This is a genomic window from Roseovarius sp. (assembly GCF_040223625.1).
Taxonomy (GTDB): Bacteria; Pseudomonadota; Alphaproteobacteria; order Rhodobacterales; family Rhodobacteraceae; genus Roseovarius.
In genome coordinates this window covers 102180-118907 of record NZ_JAVKFX010000016.1, presented here as the reverse complement: position 1 = coordinate 118907, position 16728 = coordinate 102180, and the positions used below count along the sequence as shown (strand labels likewise).

The following is a 16728-nucleotide window of genomic DNA, read 5'->3' as shown; positions in this document are numbered from 1 at the left end:
GGGATAAAACCGAATCAGGGCAATCTCGCCCGTATCGGCCGTGGCGCGACCCGCGCCCGGTAACAGTCGAAAGGACTATAAAATGGCTGAAGCCAAAACCAAGACCCCGCTCACCGAAGAGCAGAAACAGCGCCGTTGGGCCGGCCGCAAACTGGCCTTCCTGCAATTCAATCAGCAGTACCGCGCCACCAACCCCGAGGCCAGCAAGGAAGAGCGCAATGCCGCGTGGAAAGAGGCGAAGAAGGTCCAGACCAAGATCGCGCTGCGCACGCTGACCCAGATGGAAAAGGCAGGCTTCGGGATCACCGCGCCGGCCCCGAAGGCGCAAGCCGCTGAATAATATCGATATCTGATGCGCGTCCGGCCCGGTTGCCTGCGAAAGGCGCCTTTCCGGGCCGGGCGCAACACGAAGCCCCCCTTTATATAGCGCTGCAAAATCTCCTCTACCCAAAACTTTGCGGCTGCCCTATAGTGGCTGTGGATAAATGGGCCAAAGACCCATGACCAACGAGGCAGAGAAGAAAAGGGGCTGGGGCGATGCGGTGCCCGTTTTGCGGAAACATTGATACACAGGTGAAGGACTCGCGTCCGGCAGAGGATCACGTGTCGATCCGGCGGCGGCGGTTCTGCCCGGCCTGCGGCGGCCGGTTCACCACCTACGAGCGGGTGCAACTGCGCGACCTCGTGGTCGTCAAGACCAACGGGCGGCGCGAGGATTTCGACCGCGACAAGCTGGAACGCTCGATCCGGATCGCGCTGCAGAAGCGCCCGGTGGAACCCGAACGGGTGGAGCAGATGATCTCGGGCATCGTGCGGCGGCTGGAAAGCCTGGGCGAGACCGACATCCCGTCGAAGACGGTGGGCGAGATCGTCATGGAAAGCCTGGCCCGGATCGACACCGTGGCCTACGTGCGGTTTGCCAGCGTTTACAAGAACTTCCAGGCGGCGGACGATTTCGACAAGTTCGTGAGCGAGCTGCGCCCGAACGCCGCGGAAGACGCGCCCGCGGACGAGTGAGCGACACCGACATCCGGTACATGCGCCTCGCGCTGTCGCTCGGGCGGCGCGGGCAGGGGCAGTGCTGGCCCAACCCCGCCGTGGGCTGCGTGATCGTGCAGGACGGCCGGATCGTCGGGCGGGGCTGGACCCAGCCGGGCGGGCGGCCCCATGCGGAGCGCGTGGCGCTGGCAGAGGCGGGGGCGGCGGCCAGGGGGGCCACGGCCTATGTCAGCCTCGAGCCCTGTTCCCACCATGGCAAGACGCCGCCCTGTGCCGAGGCGCTGATCGAGGCGGGCGTGGCCCGCGTCGTGGCCCCGATGGAGGACAGCGACGAGCGGGTCTCCGGCCGGGGCTTCGCCATGCTGCGCGCGGCAGGCGTCGAGGTGGTGACCGGCATGCTGGCAGGCGAGGCCGCGGCCGACCTTGCCGGGTTCTTCCGCAAGGCCACCGAGGGCCGGCCGTGGGTCACCCTGAAACTCGCCAGTTCCTTCGACGGGCGCATCGCCACCGCCAGCGGGCACAGCCAGTGGATCACCGGGCCCGAGGCGCGGCGGCTGGTCCACGGGCTGCGCGCCCGGCATGACGCGGTGATGGTGGGGGCGGGCACGGCACGGGCTGACGACCCGATGCTGACTGTGCGGGGCCTCGGCGTTGCGCGGCAGCCGGTGCGGGTGGTCGTCTCGCGCAGGCTGGACCTGCCGCAGGACGGCAAGCTGGCCCGGACGGCGGGCGAGGTGCCGGTGTGGCTGTGCCACGGGCCGGATGCGGATGTCGACCGGGTCGCGGCATGGCAGGGCTTCGGCGCGACGCTCTTGCCCTGCGAGCTGACGGGCCGGCAGATCGATCCGGCCTCGGTCTGCGCGGCGCTCGGGGCGGCGGGGCTGACGCGGGTGTTCTGCGAGGGCGGCGGGGCGCTGGCGGCGTCGCTCCTCTCGGCCGGGCTGGTCGATGAGCTGGTGGGGTTTACAGCCGGCTTCGCGGTTGGCGCGGAAGGGCTGCCCTCGGTGGGGGCGATGGGGATCTCGTCGCTGGACGAGGCGGAGCGGTTTGCCCTGGCCGAGGTCCGGCAGGTGGGCGGGGACGTGATGCACCGGTGGGTGCGGACCTGAGGCGGCGGTGCCCGTTGGACCTGTCGGAATTGAGTATTTTTGCCAAGAAGATGCGATAGACCGGCGCCTCCCCGGGGCTTGGTGGGGCTGACTCAGAACGGCAGGTCGCGGCCGTCCCATGTGCGGAAGCAGCCGGTGGTGTCGAGGGTCAGCCGGTCGAACTCGGCAATCAGGCCATCGGCGCTGTCGCCCACGCCGACCTCGCCCTTTTCCCCGCCCATGTCGGTGCGGACCCAGCCGGGGTGGTAGATGCCCACGGCGATATCCAACTCCTTCAGGTCGATGGCAAGGTTGCGCCCGAGGTTGAGCGCGGCGGCCTTGGAGGCGCGGTAGCAATAGCTGCCGCCGGCGGCCAGCTCGTCACTGCCGAGGCGGCTGGAGAGGATGGCGATCTTCGGCTGTTTCGCCAGCTGCAGCCCGGTCATCATGGACTGTACCGTCAGGAAGACGCCGGTCACGTTGGTGGCCATGGAGGCGGCCCAGGTCTCGGGCGCGAAGCCGCTGGCGAGGGACTGGCCCTTGTCGGGATAGATGCCGGCGTTGCAGATCAGAAGGTCGACGGGCTTGCCGTCGACATGGGCGGCCAGCGCCTCGAACTGGTCGGGCTGCGTCACGTCCAGCTCGACCTCGGCCCCGCCGGAGCGGGCGGTGCCCGTCACCTCGTGGCCCATGCGGCGGTAGCGCTCGGCAAGGGCGTGGCCGATCCCCCGGCTGACCCCGGTGATCACGACATGCATCGCCGCCTCCTCAGTTGGATTTCCGGTTGGGCAGGAAGGGCAGGGGCGCGACCGGCACGCCGTCCTCGAGCAGCTTGCGCGCCTCCTCGGGCTTGGCCTCGCCGTAGATCGCGCGTTCGGGCGCGGTGCCCTCGTGCATCTGCCGGGCTTCGCGGACGAAGTTGAGGCCCACGTATTCGGAGTTCTTCTCGACATGCCGCTTCAATTCGGCCAGCGCCTGTTCGGCGGTGGTCGCGGGGGCGGAGAGCGGGCGGTGGCGGGGCGCGTCGGGTTTTACGGGCGCCTGCGGGGATTTGTGCCTGCTGTCGCGCACGCTGGGCGCCATCAGCGCCTTCTCCACATGGGGCGAGCCGCAGATTGCGCAGGCCACCATGCCCGCCGATTGCAGCTTGTCGAACGCCGCGGCCGACTGGAACCAGCTGTCGAAGCGGTGGTCCTTGTCGCATTTGAGGGTGTACTGAATCACACCGTCTACTCCATCACGCAATTGCGGCATAGTTATACCGCCGGGCCCGGTTTTCAAGCGGCGATACGGGCGCTTAGGCCCGCAGCAGCTTGGGGTCGAAGCGGCGGATGATCTGGGCCAGCTCCGGCTCGTCGACCTTCGCCGCGGCCTTCTTGCGGCGCATCCACTTGCGCTTGCGCTCGTCCTTTTCGGGGTAATCCTCGGCCAGCGCCCGGACCCGCACCGGGTAGACCATGGCGACACAGGGCAGCCCGCCTTCCTGCGGGGCGGACTTGTGATAGGAGAAAAGCCCCAGGCACGGCCCGGCCACCCGGCCCAGCACGCCCGCCTCCTCCCACGCTTCCTGCAGCGCGGCGTTGGCGGGGGTGTGCCCGTCGAGCGGCCAGCCCTTGGGAATGATCCAGCGCTTGGTCCCGCGAGAGGTGACCAGCAGGAATTCCGGCTTGTCGTTGCGAATGCGGTAGCACAGCGCGGCGAACTGCGTGCGCAGGTCGGACTTGTGCCGCGAACGAAGCGCGATGGGCACCTGCTTGAGATAGTGCTGGGACATCGGATTGTCCTTCTCGGTTGCGCCCGGGCTGCTCGGCCGGATTGTATATACACCCTGCCAGAGAGGCGCGCGCATTGCGAGTCCTGATTGCCGCAGGGTCATATTTTCCGAAGGGCGCCGTGGCCCTGCCACGCAGGGCCGGAAATGCCCGCGCGCGCGGGAGTTTGCGCGCCGCAATCTGATGGAAACAATCAGGATTGACAAAGCTGAGTGAAAAAGTCAGAAATGCAATCAGCCAACCGGAGCCGGTCAGCCATCAGCCAGGACATGAGGAAAGGAGCGACGGATGATTGCTGAACGGGTGAGCCGCAACGCGGCGCCGGTGCGGGGGGCCAGCCCGACGCGCGAGCAGGCGGCGGAGATGGCCATGGCGGGGATGCTCTCGCCTGACGTGGTGCTCGAGCATCTGCTCGACCGGATCGAGGGGCGGCCGGCATGATGACGCTTCGCAAATCCCCCGATGGCGACGTGGCCACCGCCCAGCCGCAATATGACGCGCGCGAGCTAATCGGCGAGGGTGCCACCGCGACGATCACGCTGGACGGCCAAATCTACACGCTGCGCATCACCCGGATGGGCAAGCTGATCCTGACGAAGTGACCCCGATGAAACAGCATAGCGAAATGCGCGGCGGGTTCCCCGTCGCCGGGTTCGACACCCTTTCCGGCGCCGAGCGCGTGCTGGTCCGGGCGCTGCGCCACTGGTCCGAGGGGCCGGAGGGGCAGGACCATATCGCCCGGTTGCTGCTGGAGGTGATGGGCGAGGCGCGGGCGAAGACCTGCCAGCGGGCGCTCAACGACGTGATGGGCATGATCGGCCGGCACGGGCGGCGCAAGCTGGTCCGGCACCAGCCGCACTGCTCCTGCGTCGGCGCCGACGAGGCGGTGTTCGCCCATTTCATCATGCTCGCCGCCACCGGCGAGCGGGAGGACGCGATGCTGGTGGGCTCGCTGATCGTCGAGGGGCCGCTGCTGCTGCCGCTGACGGAGGCCGCGCGCGAGGCCGGGCTCTACCTGCACCGCTCGACCCTGTCGGGGATGCTGCCCGCGCCGGACATGGCGGGGATCACGGTACATTGAACGCGGAACCTGCGGCAAAGCGGCGCGTTTCACAGTATCCGACAGAAAAACTCTGGTTTTTGCCGGCGAATCGTGCAGAAATCGAAAACAGGATGGATCACCGCGATCCTAAGATGAGGCCGAGATGATAATCTGCCATTGCCAGTCGATCACAGACCGCGATATCCGCGCTGCCGTGGACTGGATGCGCGCGGCCGACGAAGACACGCTCATCACCCCCGGCAAGGTGTACCGCGCGCTTGGCAAGAAGGCCGACTGCGGGGGATGCCTGCCACTCTTCCTTGACACCATGCATCAGTGTGACACCTTTGTCATACCCATGCAGCGGCGCGACCGGCGCCGCGAGGAATCAAAGGAAGCGAGCGATGAAGGGCGACGAAAAGGTTATCGAGTACCTTAACAAGGCACTGCGGAGCGAACTCACGGCGGTCAGCCAGTACTGGCTGCATTACCGGCTTCAGGAAGACTGGGGCTATGGCAAGAACGCCGCCAAGTCGCGCGAGGAAAGCATCGAGGAGATGCACCACGCCGACAAGCTGATCACCCGGATCATCTTCCTCGGCGGCCACCCCAACCTGCAGAAGCTCGACACGCTGCGCATCGGCGAGACCCTGCGCGAGACGCTCGACGCCGACCTCGCCGCCGAACATGACGCCCGCACCCTCTATATCGAGGCGCGAGACCATTGCGAGAAGGTGGGCGATTACGTCTCGAAGAACCTGTTCGAGGAGCTGATCGCCGACGAGGAAGGCCATATCGACTTCCTCGAGACGCAGATCGACCTGTATGACAGCCTTGGCGCCGAGCGCTATGGCCTGCTGAATGCAAGCTCGGCGGATCAGGCGGAATAGGGGGCTCTGCCCCCGACGTTGAAATCCTGAGGGATTTTAACGTCTCCCCCGGAATATTTGGACCAAGAAGAAGCATGGGGCGGCGCCTTTTCGGGGCCGCCCCTTTCCTATTCCGCGAAGTGGCAGGCGGCCTGGGTGCCGTTGGCGAGCGTGCGGAGCTCGGGACGGTCCTGGCGGCAGATCGCCTCGGCCATGGGGCAGCGGGGCGCGAAGGGGCAGCCGGGCGGCGGGTTGACCGGGTCGGGCAGTTCGCCGGGCTTGCGCGGGTTGTCGAAGGAGCCGCCCTCGAGCTTGGGGATCGCGTCGAGCAGGAGGCGCGTATAGGGGTGTTTCGGCGTGGCGAAGAGGTCCTCGGCGCGCGCCAGCTCCATGATCCTGCCCAGGTACATCACCGCGACGCGGGTGCCGAAATGCTCGACCACCGACAGGTCGTGGGTGATGAACAGGTAGGTCAGCCCGCGCTCGGCCTGCAGGTCGGTCAGCAGGTTGAGGATCTGCGCCTGGATCGAGACGTCGAGCGCCGAGATGGGCTCGTCGGCGACGATGAAGGCGGGGTTCGTCACCAGCGCGCGGGCGATGGCGATGCGCTGGCGCTGGCCGCCCGAGAACTCGTGCGGCAGGCGGCGCTGCCAGCTCTGGTCGCAGCCGGTGGCGTCCAGCACCTCCTCGACCCGCTGGCGCACCTGCTGGGCATTCATTTCCGGCATCAGGTGGCGCACCGGCTCGGCCAGCGTGTCGAACACGTTGCGGCGCGGGTTGAGCGAGGCGTAGGGGTTCTGGAACACCATCTGCATGTCGCGGCGCACCGGCTTGCGGGCGGCCTCGTCCATGGTGTCGATGCGCCGGCCCTGGAAGTGGATTTCGCCCTCGGTGGGGTTCAGCAGGCCGATGATGGCGCGGCCCAGCGTGGTCTTGCCACAGCCCGACTCGCCCACCACGCAGAAGCTTTCGCCGGGTTCGATGGCGAGGTCGACGCCGTTCAGCGCGTGCAGCACCGGGGTTTCGCGCGACAGGAAGTGCGTGGGCAGCGCAAAGCGCACCTCGACGCCCTTGGTTTCGACGATGGGCTGGCTCATGAGGCGGCCTCCGCCGGGGTCAGGGGGTGGAAGCAGGCGGCGTGGCCGCCCGCGCGTTCGGGGATTTCCTGCCGGCAGCGCTCGGTCGCGCGGTTGCAGCGCGGGTGATAGGCGCAGCCCTTGGGCAGGGCGGTGATCGGCGGCATCGAGCCGGGGATCTGGTAGAGCCGCTCGCCCCGCGCCGCGTTCTGCGGCAGGGCCTGCAGCAGGCCGTAGGTATAGGGGTGCTGCGGCGCGCGGATGATCTCCTGCGTGGGGCCTTCCTCGACGCATTTGCCGGCATACATGATCATGATCCGCTCGGTCACCTCGGCCACGACGCCGAGGTCGTGGGTGATCAGGATCAGCGCCACGTCATGCTCGCGGCAGAGCTTGAGGATGAGCGCCATGATCTCGGCCTGGATCGTCACGTCGAGCGCCGTGGTGGGCTCGTCGGCGATGATCAGCTCCGGGTCCGTCAAAAGCGCGATGGCGATGACGACCCGCTGGCGGAGGCCGCCGGAAAGTTCGTGCGGGTAGGAGGTCATCCGGTTCTCGGCCGAGGGGATGGCCACAAGCCGCAGCTTGTCGACGCAGAGCTTGTGCGCCTCCGATCTGGAGATGCGGCGATGCGCCTGCAGCGTCTCGATCATCTGGGCGCCGATGGTCATCACCGGGTTGAGCGTGACCATCGGGTCCTGGAAGATCATCGAGATGCGGTTGCCGCGCAGCTTGCGGATCTTCCGCTCGGACAGCTCCAGAAGGTTCTGCCCGTGGAAATTGATCGTGCCGTCCGACACGCGGCCCGGCTCGGCAATGAGGTTGAGGATAGCGAAGGCCAGCATCGACTTGCCCGCGCCCGACTCGCCCACGACGCCCAGCCGCTCGCCCTTTTCCAGCGTTAGGTCGACACCGCGCAGGGCCTCGACCTCATTATTCTTGCCGCGCGGAAAGGCCACGCGCAGGTCGCGTACTTCGAGCATCGCCATCAGTCCTCTCCCCGCCGCAGTTTCGGATTGAGCACGTCGCGCATCCAGTCGCCCAGAAGGTTCAGCGCGAGGATCAGCACCACCAGCACGATGGCGGGGTAGAGCGTGATCCACCACGAGCCCGAGAAGATGAACTCGAACCCTGAGCGGATGAGCGAGCCCAGCGACGGCTTGTCGGTCGGCATCCCCAGCCCGAGGAAGGAGAGCGCCGCCTCGGTCATGATCGCCTCGGCCACCTGGATGGTCGAAATGACCAGCACCGGCGTCAGCGTGTTGGGCAGGATATGCCCCCACATCACCTTGCGCGGCGGCAGGCCGATGACGCGGGCGGCGTCGACATATTCCTTGCCCTTCTCGCCCAGCACAGAGCTGCGCACCGTGCGGGCGAACTTGGGCCATTCGGCGATGCCGATGATCACGATCAGCATGAAGATGGCATAGTCGGCATAGGTGTTGGCATCAAAAGCGGCGTTGAAGATGGCCAGCACGATGATCGCGATCATCAGGGTCGAGAGCGACATCTGGATATCCGCCAGCCGCATCAGGAAGGCGTCGATCCAGCCGCCCTTGTAGCCCGCGATGAGCCCCAGCGTGATGCCGAGGATGGCCTGCACGATCACCGCGCCGATCCCGATCAGGAGGGAAATGCCGGTGCCGTACATGATGGTCGACAGCACCCCGCGCCCCTGCGCGTCGGTGCCCAGCAGGAAGCGTTCGTCGCCGCCCTCGCGCCACGACGGGGGCATCTCGCTGTCCATGATGTCGAGCTGCATCAGGTCATAGGGGTTCTGCGGCGCGATGAAGGGCGCGAACGCCGCCATCAGGATGAGCAGCAGCAGGACGATCCCCGCGGCCATCGCCACCGGGTCGCCAAGGAAGCGTTTGAAGACAAAGCGCCAGGTGATCATGATTTGGCCCCCGGCAGTTTCACGGTCGGGTTGATCAGCGTGTAGATGAAATCGACGATGGTGTTGACCACCACGAAGATCAGGCCGACCACGATGATATAGGCGATGATGAGAGGCGTATCGACCCGGTTCACCGCCTCGAGAAAGAGAAAGCCCATGCCCGGCCACTGGAAGACCGTCTCGGTCAGGATGGTATAGGCGATGAGCGTGCCGATCATCAGCCCGCCCACCGTCACCACCGGCAGAAGCGTGTTACGGAAGGCGTGGACATAGCGCACCCGCCGGGTCGAAAGCCCCTTGGCGCGGGCGAAGCGCACGTAATCGGTGGCCATCGTCTCCATCATCTCGGCCCGGATCAGGCGGATGAAGAGCGGCAGCATGATCGACGAAAGCGCGACCGAGGGCAGGATCAGGTGCGCCCAGCCGTCAACCGTCAGAAGGCCCGTGTCCCAGCCCCATGGCAGCTCGACCGTGTCGCCGCGCCCGAAGGCGGGCAGCCATTGAAGCTCGACCCCGAAGATCCAGACCAGCATGATCGCGGTCAGGAAGACGGGGATCGAAATGCCGATGATCGAGCCGGTCATGATGACGCGGGTGAGGAAACTGTCGCGGTTGATCGCGCAATATATCCCCGCCGGGATCGACACCGACAGGAAGATGACGACGGCGCCCAGCACCAGCTCGAACGTGGCCGGGAACTTGTCCATGATCACGTCGAGGGCGGGGCGCTTGAAGAAATACGAGGTGCCGAGGTCCCCCTGCACGGCATTGCCGAGGAACCGGAGATACTGTGCCAGGAACGGGTCGTTGAGGCCCAGTTCCTCGCGCAGGGCGACGCGCTCTTCCTCCGAGACCGACTGGCCCACAAGTTCGCGCAGCGGATCGCCGAGATTGTCCTGGATGGAAAAGCCGATGAGCGAGATGACGAACATCACGATCACGGCCTGCAGGGCCCGGCGGATGAGGAAAGCTAGAATGTGCATGGCTTCGGATCTGTCCCGTGGCGCGCGCTCGTCTGGCGACTCAGGTGGTGCGTGGCGCGCGACAAATCACGGATGGCGCACCGGGTGCAAGGCGCGGAAAGCCGACGGGCCGGGAAAACCGGCCCGCCGGACGCAGCGTAATGCTTACTCTTCGATGACCAGGTCGCCCAGGTAGGGGAAGTTCATCACGTTGAGCACGGGCTCGATGTCGACGCCGGTGCGCGCGGCCCAGGCCAGATCCTGCCAGTGCAGCGGCACGAAGGCGGCCTCGTCATAGAGGATCTGCTCGACCTTCTGCAGCATGTCGGCGCGCTTTTGCTCGTCCGTCTCGGTCAGCGACGCCATGGTCAGGCGGTCGACCTCCTCGTTCGAGTAGTTGCCCGAGTTGTACTGGCCACGGCCGGTATCGGCGTTCGGGGTCATGGTCAGGAACTCGTTGAAGTTGGCGCTGTCCTCGGTGTCCGCGTGCCAGCCGATCATCATGATGTCGGCGGCGCGTTCGTCGAACTTGGGCCAGTATTGCGCCTTGGGCATGGTGGTCAGGTCGATCTCGATGCCGATCTTGGCCAGCATGGCCGCCGCCGCTTCGCAGATCTTGTAGTCGTTCACGTAGCGGTTGTTGGGGCACATCATCGTGGCCGAGAACCCGTCGGCATAACCGGCCTCTTCCATCAGCGCCTTGGCCTTTTCCACGTCGTAGCGCGGCTCGAGGTTGGGGTTGTGGCCCACGTAGCCCTCGGGCGACTGTTGCGCCGCGACGGTGCCGAAGCCCTTCATGATCTTCTGCACGATGCCTTCGTTGTTGATGGCATGCACGATCGCCTGGCGGACCTTGACGTCGGCCAGCGCCTCGTGGCGCTCCTGGTTGAGCTGCAGCGTGATGATCCGGGTGCCGGTCATGCTGACGAGGTTGGTGTTCTCGTCGTTCTCGATCCGCTCGAGATCGGTCGGCGGCACCGGCGCGATGAAGTCGACGTCACCCGACAGCAGGGCGGCGACACGGGTCGGCGCTTCCTTGATCGGGGTCAGCACGGCGGTCTGCACGTTGCCCGGGCTTTCGGTGTCCCAGTAATCCGGGTTGCGCTCGAACGTCACCTTCACGCCCTGTTCGCGCTCGGCCACGGTGAACGGGCCGGTGCCCGAGATGTTCTTGCTGGCAAAGCTGTCGCCGTGCTTGGCGATCTCGTCGCCGCCCTCGGTGTAGAACTTCTTGTCCAGCGGGAAGACATAGGTCGCCGTGTGCAGGATCAGCGGGCTCGGCCCGTCCGTCTTCACCTCGACGGTATAGTCGTCGACCGCGGTGGCCGAGGTCCAGCCGGCAAAGATGCCCTTGAAGTCGGGCGAGGATTTCAGCCGCTCGATCGTGTAGACCACGTCTTCGGCCGTCAGCTCGTTGCCGGAATGGAATTTCACGCCTTCGCGGATGTGGAACAGCATGGTCGTGTCGTCGATCCGCTCCCACTCGGTAGCGATGCGCGGGTCGAAGCCGAGGTCCTTGTTCCAGCGCACCAGCGGGTCGAAGACCATGTGGCTGAGCTGCAGCGTGCCGCCCGAAAGCTGCTCATGCGGATCGAGCGACACCGGGTCGGCGTCATAGGCGAAGTTCAGCGTCTGCGCCGAGCCGATCCCCGCGGCCGCCACGAGAATCGCGGAGGCTGTTGCAAGATTGCGTAGGATTTTCATGTATTTCTCCCTGGATAAGCCGGTTTTCGTGGCACCACCATAGCGTGGGTGCCCCGACATGCGCGCAAGGTTGTCGCGATTCTGGACGGGTGTAAAGGCCGCGTGCCCCTACGTCAGGGCTGTCAAGCGGGATAAAAAGTCAGCCAATCCAGCGACCTATGGGAATTTTTATCAAAAGGTCAAAGGCTTGGGGCGTGCCCCGTGGCGGGGGGGTGGCCGTGGTCCGGGCGGGTCCGGCGCGTCGATTTCCATACCTGACTAGAATGCATGGCTTTGTTGACAGGCGCGCTGGCGACCAATACCAATTATTTCTATCAGGAACACGAGGAGACCCGACCATGACCGACACCCCCGAAAAACCCCGCCGCCTTGTCGCCGCCCGCCGCAGCGTCGCGCTGGGCACGCTGGCCGCTGTCGTCGCCGGCGGCACTGCCGCCCACGCCGCCGTGGCGACCCCCGACATGACCGACACGCCCGACTGGGTCCTGCTGGCCTCCGGCGAGGGCGAAAGCGAAGGCGAGGGCGAAGCCGAGGGTGAAGGCGAAGCCGAGGGTGAAGGTGAAGGCGAAGGCACCGAGGAATATTCCGAGGAAGGCGAAGGCGAGTCCTCCGGCGAAGGTGAGGGCGAAGGCGAAGGTGAGGGAGAAGGTGAAGGCGAAGGTGAGGGAGAAGGCGAGGGCGAAGGCGAAGGCTCCTGACCTCCGGCCCGTCACCGGCCAACCGACCCTGCAGGCGCCGCATGTCCCACATGCGGCGTCCATGATTTCAGAGCTTCCCGAAAGGATCGCGACATGACGCAGACGCCCCCCAAACCCCGCCGGCTGGTCGCCGCGCGCCGTAGCCTGACCGTCGGCACACTGGCCGCCGGCCTTGCCACCGCCGCCCACGCCGCCGTCATCACCCCGGCCGAGGCCGACCTCCCCGAAAGCTACTGGCTCGCCGCCGGCGAAGGCGAAGGAGAGGGTGAAGGCGAGGGAGAAGGCGAAGGCGAAGGAGAGGGCGAGGCCAGCGAGGCCCGGCTCGACGACGATTCCTTCCTCGTGGCGCTCGGCCGGCTGGAAGGCCGGCTGCGCGCCGCCACCGCGCTGGCCGAGGAGGGCGAGGCCGATGCCGCCGCGGCCCTCATCGACACGCCAGAGGCCGAGGCGCTGGACGCGCTCGAGGCCCGCGGCATCGACGGCGTGCCCGAGGCGCTGGACGCGCTCGAAGCCGCCCTGTCGGACGGTGAGTCCCAAGCGCAATACGACGCCGCACGCGACCTCTTCGAAGAGGCCCGCCGCGACACCACCGCCCGCGCCCAGTTCCGCGCGCTCATCGCGCTGACCCGCGAGGCCGGCAAGACCTATGCCGCCGCCGTCGAAGGCGACCAGATCGCCGACCCCGCCGCCTACCAGGCCGCCTGGGGCATGGTGCAACTGGCGAAGACCGAGGCGCAGGAGCTGGCCGAGGCCGGCAACGAGCGCATCGCCCGCGCAGGCCAGGGCCTGCTCGACGCGCTGGCCTTTGCCGACCCGGCCTTCACCGACCTGCAGGCCGAAGGTCTGGACCCCGATGCCAGCCTGATCCACGGCGCCGCCGGGCGGATGGATCTGGCCCTGTCGAAGGTGTACTGACCCATGTTCATAGTGATCGGAGACGTGCTGACCAAGGACGAGGTGGCCGACCTGCGCCAGGCCGCCGACGCCATCGAGTTCCAGGACGGGCGCGCCACGGCGGGCCGCTATGCCCGCGGCGTGAAGTCGAACCTTCAGGCGAAACCCTCGAAGGACCTCGACGAGATCCTCGCCTCGGTGCGTACGAAGCTTTTCAAGAACGAGCTGTTCCGCTCGGTCGCGCGGCCCCGCAAGATCGCCCGCTCGCTGCTCTCCCGCTATGGCCCCGGGATGGAATACGGCTTCCATGTCGACGACCCGATCATGAAGGGTTCCCGCACCGACCTCTCCTTCACCCTCTACCTGTCGGAACCGGAAGAATACGAGGGCGGCGGCCTCGTGATCGACGACGTGCTCGAGGAACGGGTGATCCGGCTTCAGGCGGGCGACATGGTGCTTTACCCCACCTCGGCCCTGCACCGGGTCGAGCCGGTCAGCACGGGCGAGCGCGTGGCAGTCGTGGGCTGGGTCACGAGCTGGGTGCGCGACGCGGCGAAACGCGAGGCGCTGCACGATCTAGACGTGGCCACCCGCTCGATCTTCGACGAGCACGGCAAGACCCCGGCCTTCGACCGGCTCTTCAAGGCGAAAAGCAACCTTTACCGCATGTGGGCGGACGGGTAGGCAGGCGGCCCGCGCCCCGGCGCGGCCCCAAGGAACCAGAGGCGGACCGGACCTGAAAATGCTGAGCGAAACCGTCCTGCACCGGCTGGCATGGGTCGTCGTGGCGTTCTGCGTCGCGCCCATCCTCGCGGCGGCGCTGGCGGCCTTTACCGGCGACCTCGACACATGGCGCGACGTGCTGGCCTCGGTCCTGCCGCGCTATGCGCGCACCACGCTGATCCTCGTGGTGATCGTCGGCATCTCGACGGCGGTGATCGGCAGCGTCACGGCCTGGCTGGTGACGGTCTACCGCTTCCCCGGCGCCCGCTGGCTCGAGATCGCGCTGGCCCTGCCGCTGGCCTTCCCGGCCTATGTCATGGCCTATGCCTATACCTACATGCTCGACCATCCCGGGCCCGTGCAGTCGGCCCTGCGCGAGGTGATGGGCTGGGGCCCGCGCGATTACTGGTTTCCCGAGGTGCGCTCGATCGGGGGCGCCGCCCTGATGCTGACCATCGTGCTTTACCCTTACGTCTACCTGCTGGCCCGCGCCTCGTTCCGCCAACAATCGGCCAATGCCTTCCTCGTCGCCCGCACCCTGGGCCGCTCGCCCCTGAAAGCCTTCTACCGCGTGGCCCTGCCCATGGCCCGGCCCGCCATCGCCGGCGGCGCGCTGCTGGCGATCATGGAGACCATCGCCGATTACGGCACCGTCGCCTTCTTCAACGTCCAGACCTTCGCCACCGGCATCTACCAGGCGTGGTTCTCGCTCGGCGACCGGGCGGCGGCGGCGCAGCTCTCGCTCTGCCTGCTGAGCTTCGCCCTCCTTCTCGCCGGGCTGGAACGCGCCCAGCGGGGCCGGGCCCGCACCGCCGCCCACGGCACGCGGTTCGAGACGATGGAACGCCCCCGCCTGACCGGCGCGCCGGGCTGGATCGCCTGCGCGCTCTGCCTCGGGCCGGTGCTGCTGGGCTTCGTCATCCCCGTCCTGATGCTGGGCCAGATGGCGATCGGCTCGGGCCAGTCGCTGCTGTCCTCGCGCTATGTCGGGCTGATGCAGAATTCCATCACCGTGGCGGGGGTGGCGGCGGTGCTGACCGTGCTGGGCGCCATCCTCATCGGCTTCCGCGCCCGCACGCGGCCCTCGCGCAGCTCCAAGCTGATCGTGATCGGCGCGGGCGTGGGCTATGCGGTGCCGGGCGGGGTGATCGCTGTCGGCCTGATGGTCCCCATGGCCGCGCTCGACAACATCATCGACGGGATCATGGAGGCGCGGTTCGGCATCGACACCGGCCTGCTGATCACCGGCTCGATCTGGCTGATGGTGCTGGCCTACATGGCCCGGTTCATGGCGGCCGCGCTCAACGCCTATGACAGCGGCATGGCCACGATCCCACATCACCTCGACGCCATCGGCCGCTCGCTGGGCCAGCCGGGCCAGCGCCTTCTCTGGCGCATCCACCTGCCCGTGGCGCGCAACTCGGTGCTGACGGCGCTGCTGATCGTCTTCGTCGACGTGATGAAGGAACTGCCCGCCACGCTGATCCTGCACCCGTTCAACTTCCAGACGCTGGCGGTCCAGGCGCACCGCCTTGCCGCCGACGAGCGGCTGGCCGAGGCGGCGGTGCCCTCGCTGGTGCTGGTGGGCTTCGGGCTGATCCCGGTGGCGGTGCTCTGCCGGGCGCTGGGGCGCGAGGGGCGGGGGCAGAAGGCGGCGCGGCTCGGCACGGCGGTCAGCGCAGGGTAGGGCGGGGCAGCCCCGACCCGACGTTTTCCGGAACAAAACCGCGGCCCTTGCATTCTTCCGGGGCAGGAGGATGCCATCACCTACTTCCACAGCCTCTCCGCCGCGGGCTTCGCCGCTACCGCCATCAGCTACGGGCCGGGCCGCATGGGCTTCGGCCTTTTCGTGCCCGAACTGAGCGAGGCCTTCTCGCTGTCGCCGGCGATGGTGGGCCTGATTTCCAGCCTCGGCTTTCTCGGGTTCTTCCTCGCTCTCCTGACCGCGCAGCTCCTGCTCAACCGGCGCGGCCCGGAATTCCCCGTGCTGACCGGGCTCGCGGCGGCCACGCTGGGCATGGGGCTGGTGAGCGTGGCCCCCAATGCCGGCGTGCTGGCCGCGGGCGTCTTCTTTGCCGCCACCAGCGCGGGCTTCGCCTGGACGCCCTTCAACGACGCGGTCCATCGAAAGATCCGCGATGTCGACCGGCCCACGGCACTGTCCGAGATCAGCACCGGCACCAGCGTCGGCATCGCGCTGGCCGGTGCCGCGGCGCTGGTCATGGTTCTGACGGGCGTGTCGTGGCGCCTCTGCTGGGCGGTCTTCGCCCTGGCCGGGGCGGGCGCCCTTGTCGCCAACTGGGCGGCGCTGCGGCAGGTCGACCGCGCCCCGCCCCCCGCCGCCGGAGAAAACTGGCGCGCGCTGGTGCGGCCGGAAATGGCGCCGATTGTCGGGGTGGGCTTCGTCTTCGGGACCGTTTCGGCCAACTACATCTCCTTCGCGGCCAAGCACATCACCGACAGCGACGGCGTCCCCGGCATGTCCGTCGCGGCCACGCCGGCCCTCGTGTTCATCTGCTTCGGCCTTGCCGGGCTGGCCGGGTTGCTGACCGGCCGGCTCCGGTCGTGGCTCGGCCTGCCGGTCCTGCTGCGCGGCGCCATGCTGGCCGGCGCGGGCTCTGCCGCGCTCGTCGCACTCGTGCCCGGAAGCTGGACGGGTCTTGCCGGATCGGCGGCGCTTCAGGGCGTCCATGTCATGGTCACCAGCGCCATCCTCGCCTTCTGGTCCGAGCGGCTGTTTCCGGCCATGCCGACGCTCAGTTTCACCGTGGCCTTGCTGGCCACCGCCGCCGGCAACATCATCGGGCCGGCGATCGCGGGCGCGGCCTATGACACGGTGGGGGCGGGGGCGATGTTCCTTGTGACGGCCGCCCTGCCAATGGCCTTGCTGGCGGTCTTGCGCGACCGTCATCTGCGGGACGCAGCGACGGCGCCCGCCTGACGCAACCCCCACGAAAAAAAATCCCGGCCACGAAGGGCCGGGAGGTCATCGCTCTGACCTGAG

The 16728-nt window shown here is 67.4% G+C and carries 21 protein-coding genes; 13 read left to right on the top strand and 8 right to left on the bottom strand.

From position 1 onward, the window contains the following. The first annotated feature begins 82 nt into the window (after window positions 1–82). The 3 genes from RLN94_RS04860 (at window position 83) to ribD (ending at window position 2108) form a co-directional block, all read left to right on the top strand. Window positions 83–340, top strand: coding sequence for a hypothetical protein (locus RLN94_RS04860; RefSeq protein ID WP_350122992.1), 258 nt, complete (start codon window positions 83–85; stop codon window positions 338–340). A gap of 197 nt (window positions 341–537) precedes the next feature. Beyond that, window positions 538–1017 (top strand): transcriptional regulator NrdR, encoded by a 480-nt coding sequence (gene nrdR, locus RLN94_RS04855; protein WP_300892178.1) that lies wholly within the window; start codon window positions 538–540, stop codon window positions 1015–1017. Further along, a complete protein-coding gene (gene ribD / locus RLN94_RS04850) occupies window positions 1014–2108 on the top strand; it encodes a bifunctional diaminohydroxyphosphoribosylaminopyrimidine deaminase/5-amino-6-(5-phosphoribosylamino)uracil reductase RibD (protein ID WP_350122997.1) in 1095 nt (364 codons plus the stop codon). The genes nrdR and ribD overlap by 4 nt, the downstream gene beginning before the upstream one ends. A 92-nt stretch (window positions 2109–2200) precedes the next feature. On the opposite strand, the gene RLN94_RS04845 is transcribed toward ribD, so the two are convergent. From RLN94_RS04845 to RLN94_RS04835, 3 genes are all read right to left on the bottom strand, one after another. Then, the gene (locus RLN94_RS04845; protein WP_350123000.1) at window positions 2201–2845 is read right to left on the bottom strand and encodes an SDR family NAD(P)-dependent oxidoreductase; all 645 of its coding nucleotides are present in this window, start codon (window positions 2843–2845) and stop codon (window positions 2201–2203) included. A gap of 10 nt (window positions 2846–2855) precedes the next feature. Further along, window positions 2856–3311, bottom strand: coding sequence for a DUF1178 family protein (locus RLN94_RS04840; RefSeq protein ID WP_350123003.1), 456 nt, complete (start codon window positions 3309–3311; stop codon window positions 2856–2858). A 73-nt stretch (window positions 3312–3384) separates the two neighbouring features. Further along, entirely contained in the window at window positions 3385–3861 is a 477-nt protein-coding gene (locus RLN94_RS04835; RefSeq protein ID WP_350123006.1) for an NUDIX hydrolase, read from the bottom strand. Window positions 3862–4147: 286 nt separating this feature from the next. Here RLN94_RS04835 and RLN94_RS04830 point away from each other — a divergent pair, with 286 nt between their 5' ends. The 5 genes from RLN94_RS04830 to bfr all read left to right on the top strand — a co-directional run bounded on the left by RLN94_RS04830 (window position 4148) and on the right by bfr (window position 5791). Further along, on the top strand, window positions 4148–4300 hold the full coding sequence (locus RLN94_RS04830) for a hypothetical protein (RefSeq protein WP_350123009.1): 153 nt from the start codon (window positions 4148–4150) through the stop codon (window positions 4298–4300). Continuing rightward, a complete protein-coding gene (hemP, locus tag RLN94_RS04825; protein WP_502949383.1) occupies window positions 4297–4461 on the top strand; it encodes a hemin uptake protein HemP in 165 nt (54 codons plus the stop codon). Before RLN94_RS04830 ends, hemP begins: the two co-directional genes overlap by 4 nt. 5 nt (window positions 4462–4466) lie before the next feature. Next, the gene (locus RLN94_RS04820) at window positions 4467–4940 is read left to right on the top strand and encodes a hypothetical protein (RefSeq protein WP_350123012.1); all 474 of its coding nucleotides are present in this window, start codon (window positions 4467–4469) and stop codon (window positions 4938–4940) included. A gap of 124 nt (window positions 4941–5064) precedes the next feature. After that, entirely contained in the window at window positions 5065–5340 is a 276-nt protein-coding gene (locus RLN94_RS04815) for a (2Fe-2S)-binding protein (RefSeq protein WP_300892185.1), read from the top strand. Then, window positions 5306–5791: a bacterioferritin gene (bfr, locus tag RLN94_RS04810; RefSeq protein WP_350123016.1), complete on the top strand. Its 486-nt coding sequence runs from the start codon at window positions 5306–5308 to the stop codon at window positions 5789–5791. The genes RLN94_RS04815 and bfr overlap by 35 nt, the downstream gene beginning before the upstream one ends. 107 nt (window positions 5792–5898) lie before the next feature. Here the strand turns inward: bfr and RLN94_RS04805 are convergent, their stop codons facing one another. The 5 genes from RLN94_RS04805 to RLN94_RS04785 all read right to left on the bottom strand — a co-directional run bounded on the left by RLN94_RS04805 (window position 5899) and on the right by RLN94_RS04785 (window position 11409). Beyond that, window positions 5899–6867, bottom strand: a complete 969-nt coding sequence (locus RLN94_RS04805) for an ABC transporter ATP-binding protein (protein ID WP_350123019.1) — start codon at window positions 6865–6867, stop codon at window positions 5899–5901. Beyond that, a complete protein-coding gene (locus tag RLN94_RS04800) occupies window positions 6864–7835 on the bottom strand; it encodes an ABC transporter ATP-binding protein (protein ID WP_350123022.1) in 972 nt (323 codons plus the stop codon). The genes RLN94_RS04805 and RLN94_RS04800 overlap by 4 nt, the downstream gene beginning before the upstream one ends. Beyond that, window positions 7835–8743: an ABC transporter permease gene (locus tag RLN94_RS04795; RefSeq protein ID WP_350123025.1), complete on the bottom strand. Its 909-nt coding sequence runs from the start codon at window positions 8741–8743 to the stop codon at window positions 7835–7837. The genes RLN94_RS04800 and RLN94_RS04795 overlap by 1 nt, the downstream gene beginning before the upstream one ends. Further along, entirely contained in the window at window positions 8740–9726 is a 987-nt protein-coding gene (locus RLN94_RS04790; protein WP_350123028.1) for an ABC transporter permease, read from the bottom strand. Before RLN94_RS04790 ends, RLN94_RS04795 begins: the two co-directional genes overlap by 4 nt. Window positions 9727–9870: 144 nt before the next feature. After that, a complete protein-coding gene (locus tag RLN94_RS04785) occupies window positions 9871–11409 on the bottom strand; it encodes an ABC transporter substrate-binding protein (RefSeq protein ID WP_350158501.1) in 1539 nt (512 codons plus the stop codon). 338 nt (window positions 11410–11747) lie between these two features. Between RLN94_RS04785 and RLN94_RS04780 the strand changes: the two genes are divergently transcribed. The 5 genes from RLN94_RS04780 (at window position 11748) to RLN94_RS04760 (ending at window position 16665) form a co-directional block, all read left to right on the top strand. Continuing rightward, window positions 11748–12107 carry a hypothetical protein gene (locus tag RLN94_RS04780; RefSeq protein WP_350123034.1) on the top strand — a complete coding sequence of 120 codons (360 nt, stop codon included), beginning with the start codon at window positions 11748–11750 and terminating at the stop codon, window positions 12105–12107. A gap of 93 nt (window positions 12108–12200) precedes the next feature. After that, complete coding sequence (locus RLN94_RS04775) at window positions 12201–13022, top strand: hypothetical protein (protein WP_350123037.1); 822 nt, start codon at window positions 12201–12203, stop codon at window positions 13020–13022. A 3-nt stretch (window positions 13023–13025) separates the two neighbouring features. After that, window positions 13026–13685, top strand: a complete 660-nt coding sequence (locus RLN94_RS04770) for a Fe2+-dependent dioxygenase (protein ID WP_350123040.1) — start codon at window positions 13026–13028, stop codon at window positions 13683–13685. A 58-nt stretch (window positions 13686–13743) separates the two neighbouring features. Beyond that, on the top strand, window positions 13744–15411 hold the full coding sequence (locus tag RLN94_RS04765) for an ABC transporter permease (protein ID WP_350123043.1): 1668 nt from the start codon (window positions 13744–13746) through the stop codon (window positions 15409–15411). Between the two features lie 51 nt (window positions 15412–15462). Next, the gene (locus tag RLN94_RS04760; RefSeq protein WP_350158505.1) at window positions 15463–16665 is read left to right on the top strand and encodes an MFS transporter; all 1203 of its coding nucleotides are present in this window, start codon (window positions 15463–15465) and stop codon (window positions 16663–16665) included. Window positions 16666–16728: the final 63 nt, after the last annotated feature.

Excerpts from the sequence above, each read along its gene's own strand:
- RLN94_RS04860 (WP_350122992.1), top strand. The coding sequence starts at position 83 with ATGGCTGAAGCCAAAACCAAGACCCCGCTCACCGAAGAGCAGAAACAG.
- bfr (WP_350123016.1), top strand. The coding sequence starts at position 5,306 with ATGAAGGGCGACGAAAAGGTTATCGAGTACCTTAACAAGGCACTGCGG.
- nrdR (WP_300892178.1), top strand. The coding sequence starts at position 538 with ATGCGGTGCCCGTTTTGCGGAAACATTGATACACAGGTGAAGGACTCG.
- RLN94_RS04820 (WP_350123012.1), top strand. The coding sequence starts at position 4,467 with ATGAAACAGCATAGCGAAATGCGCGGCGGGTTCCCCGTCGCCGGGTTC.
- RLN94_RS04775 (WP_350123037.1), top strand. The coding sequence starts at position 12,201 with ATGACGCAGACGCCCCCCAAACCCCGCCGGCTGGTCGCCGCGCGCCGT.
- RLN94_RS04785 (WP_350158501.1), bottom strand. The coding sequence starts at position 11,409 with ATGAAAATCCTACGCAATCTTGCAACAGCCTCCGCGATTCTCGTGGCG.
- RLN94_RS04765 (WP_350123043.1), top strand. The coding sequence starts at position 13,744 with ATGCTGAGCGAAACCGTCCTGCACCGGCTGGCATGGGTCGTCGTGGCG.
- RLN94_RS04830 (WP_350123009.1), top strand. The coding sequence starts at position 4,148 with ATGATTGCTGAACGGGTGAGCCGCAACGCGGCGCCGGTGCGGGGGGCC.
- RLN94_RS04795 (WP_350123025.1), bottom strand. The coding sequence starts at position 8,743 with ATGATCACCTGGCGCTTTGTCTTCAAACGCTTCCTTGGCGACCCGGTG.
- RLN94_RS04835 (WP_350123006.1), bottom strand. The coding sequence starts at position 3,861 with ATGTCCCAGCACTATCTCAAGCAGGTGCCCATCGCGCTTCGTTCGCGG.
- RLN94_RS04790 (WP_350123028.1), bottom strand. The coding sequence starts at position 9,726 with ATGCACATTCTAGCTTTCCTCATCCGCCGGGCCCTGCAGGCCGTGATC.
- RLN94_RS04770 (WP_350123040.1), top strand. The coding sequence starts at position 13,026 with ATGTTCATAGTGATCGGAGACGTGCTGACCAAGGACGAGGTGGCCGAC.
- RLN94_RS04780 (WP_350123034.1), top strand. The coding sequence starts at position 11,748 with ATGACCGACACCCCCGAAAAACCCCGCCGCCTTGTCGCCGCCCGCCGC.
- RLN94_RS04805 (WP_350123019.1), bottom strand. The coding sequence starts at position 6,867 with ATGAGCCAGCCCATCGTCGAAACCAAGGGCGTCGAGGTGCGCTTTGCG.
- RLN94_RS04800 (WP_350123022.1), bottom strand. The coding sequence starts at position 7,835 with ATGGCGATGCTCGAAGTACGCGACCTGCGCGTGGCCTTTCCGCGCGGC.
- RLN94_RS04845 (WP_350123000.1), bottom strand. The coding sequence starts at position 2,845 with ATGCATGTCGTGATCACCGGGGTCAGCCGGGGGATCGGCCACGCCCTT.
- RLN94_RS04815 (WP_300892185.1), top strand. The coding sequence starts at position 5,065 with ATGATAATCTGCCATTGCCAGTCGATCACAGACCGCGATATCCGCGCT.
- hemP (WP_502949383.1), top strand. The coding sequence starts at position 4,297 with ATGATGACGCTTCGCAAATCCCCCGATGGCGACGTGGCCACCGCCCAG.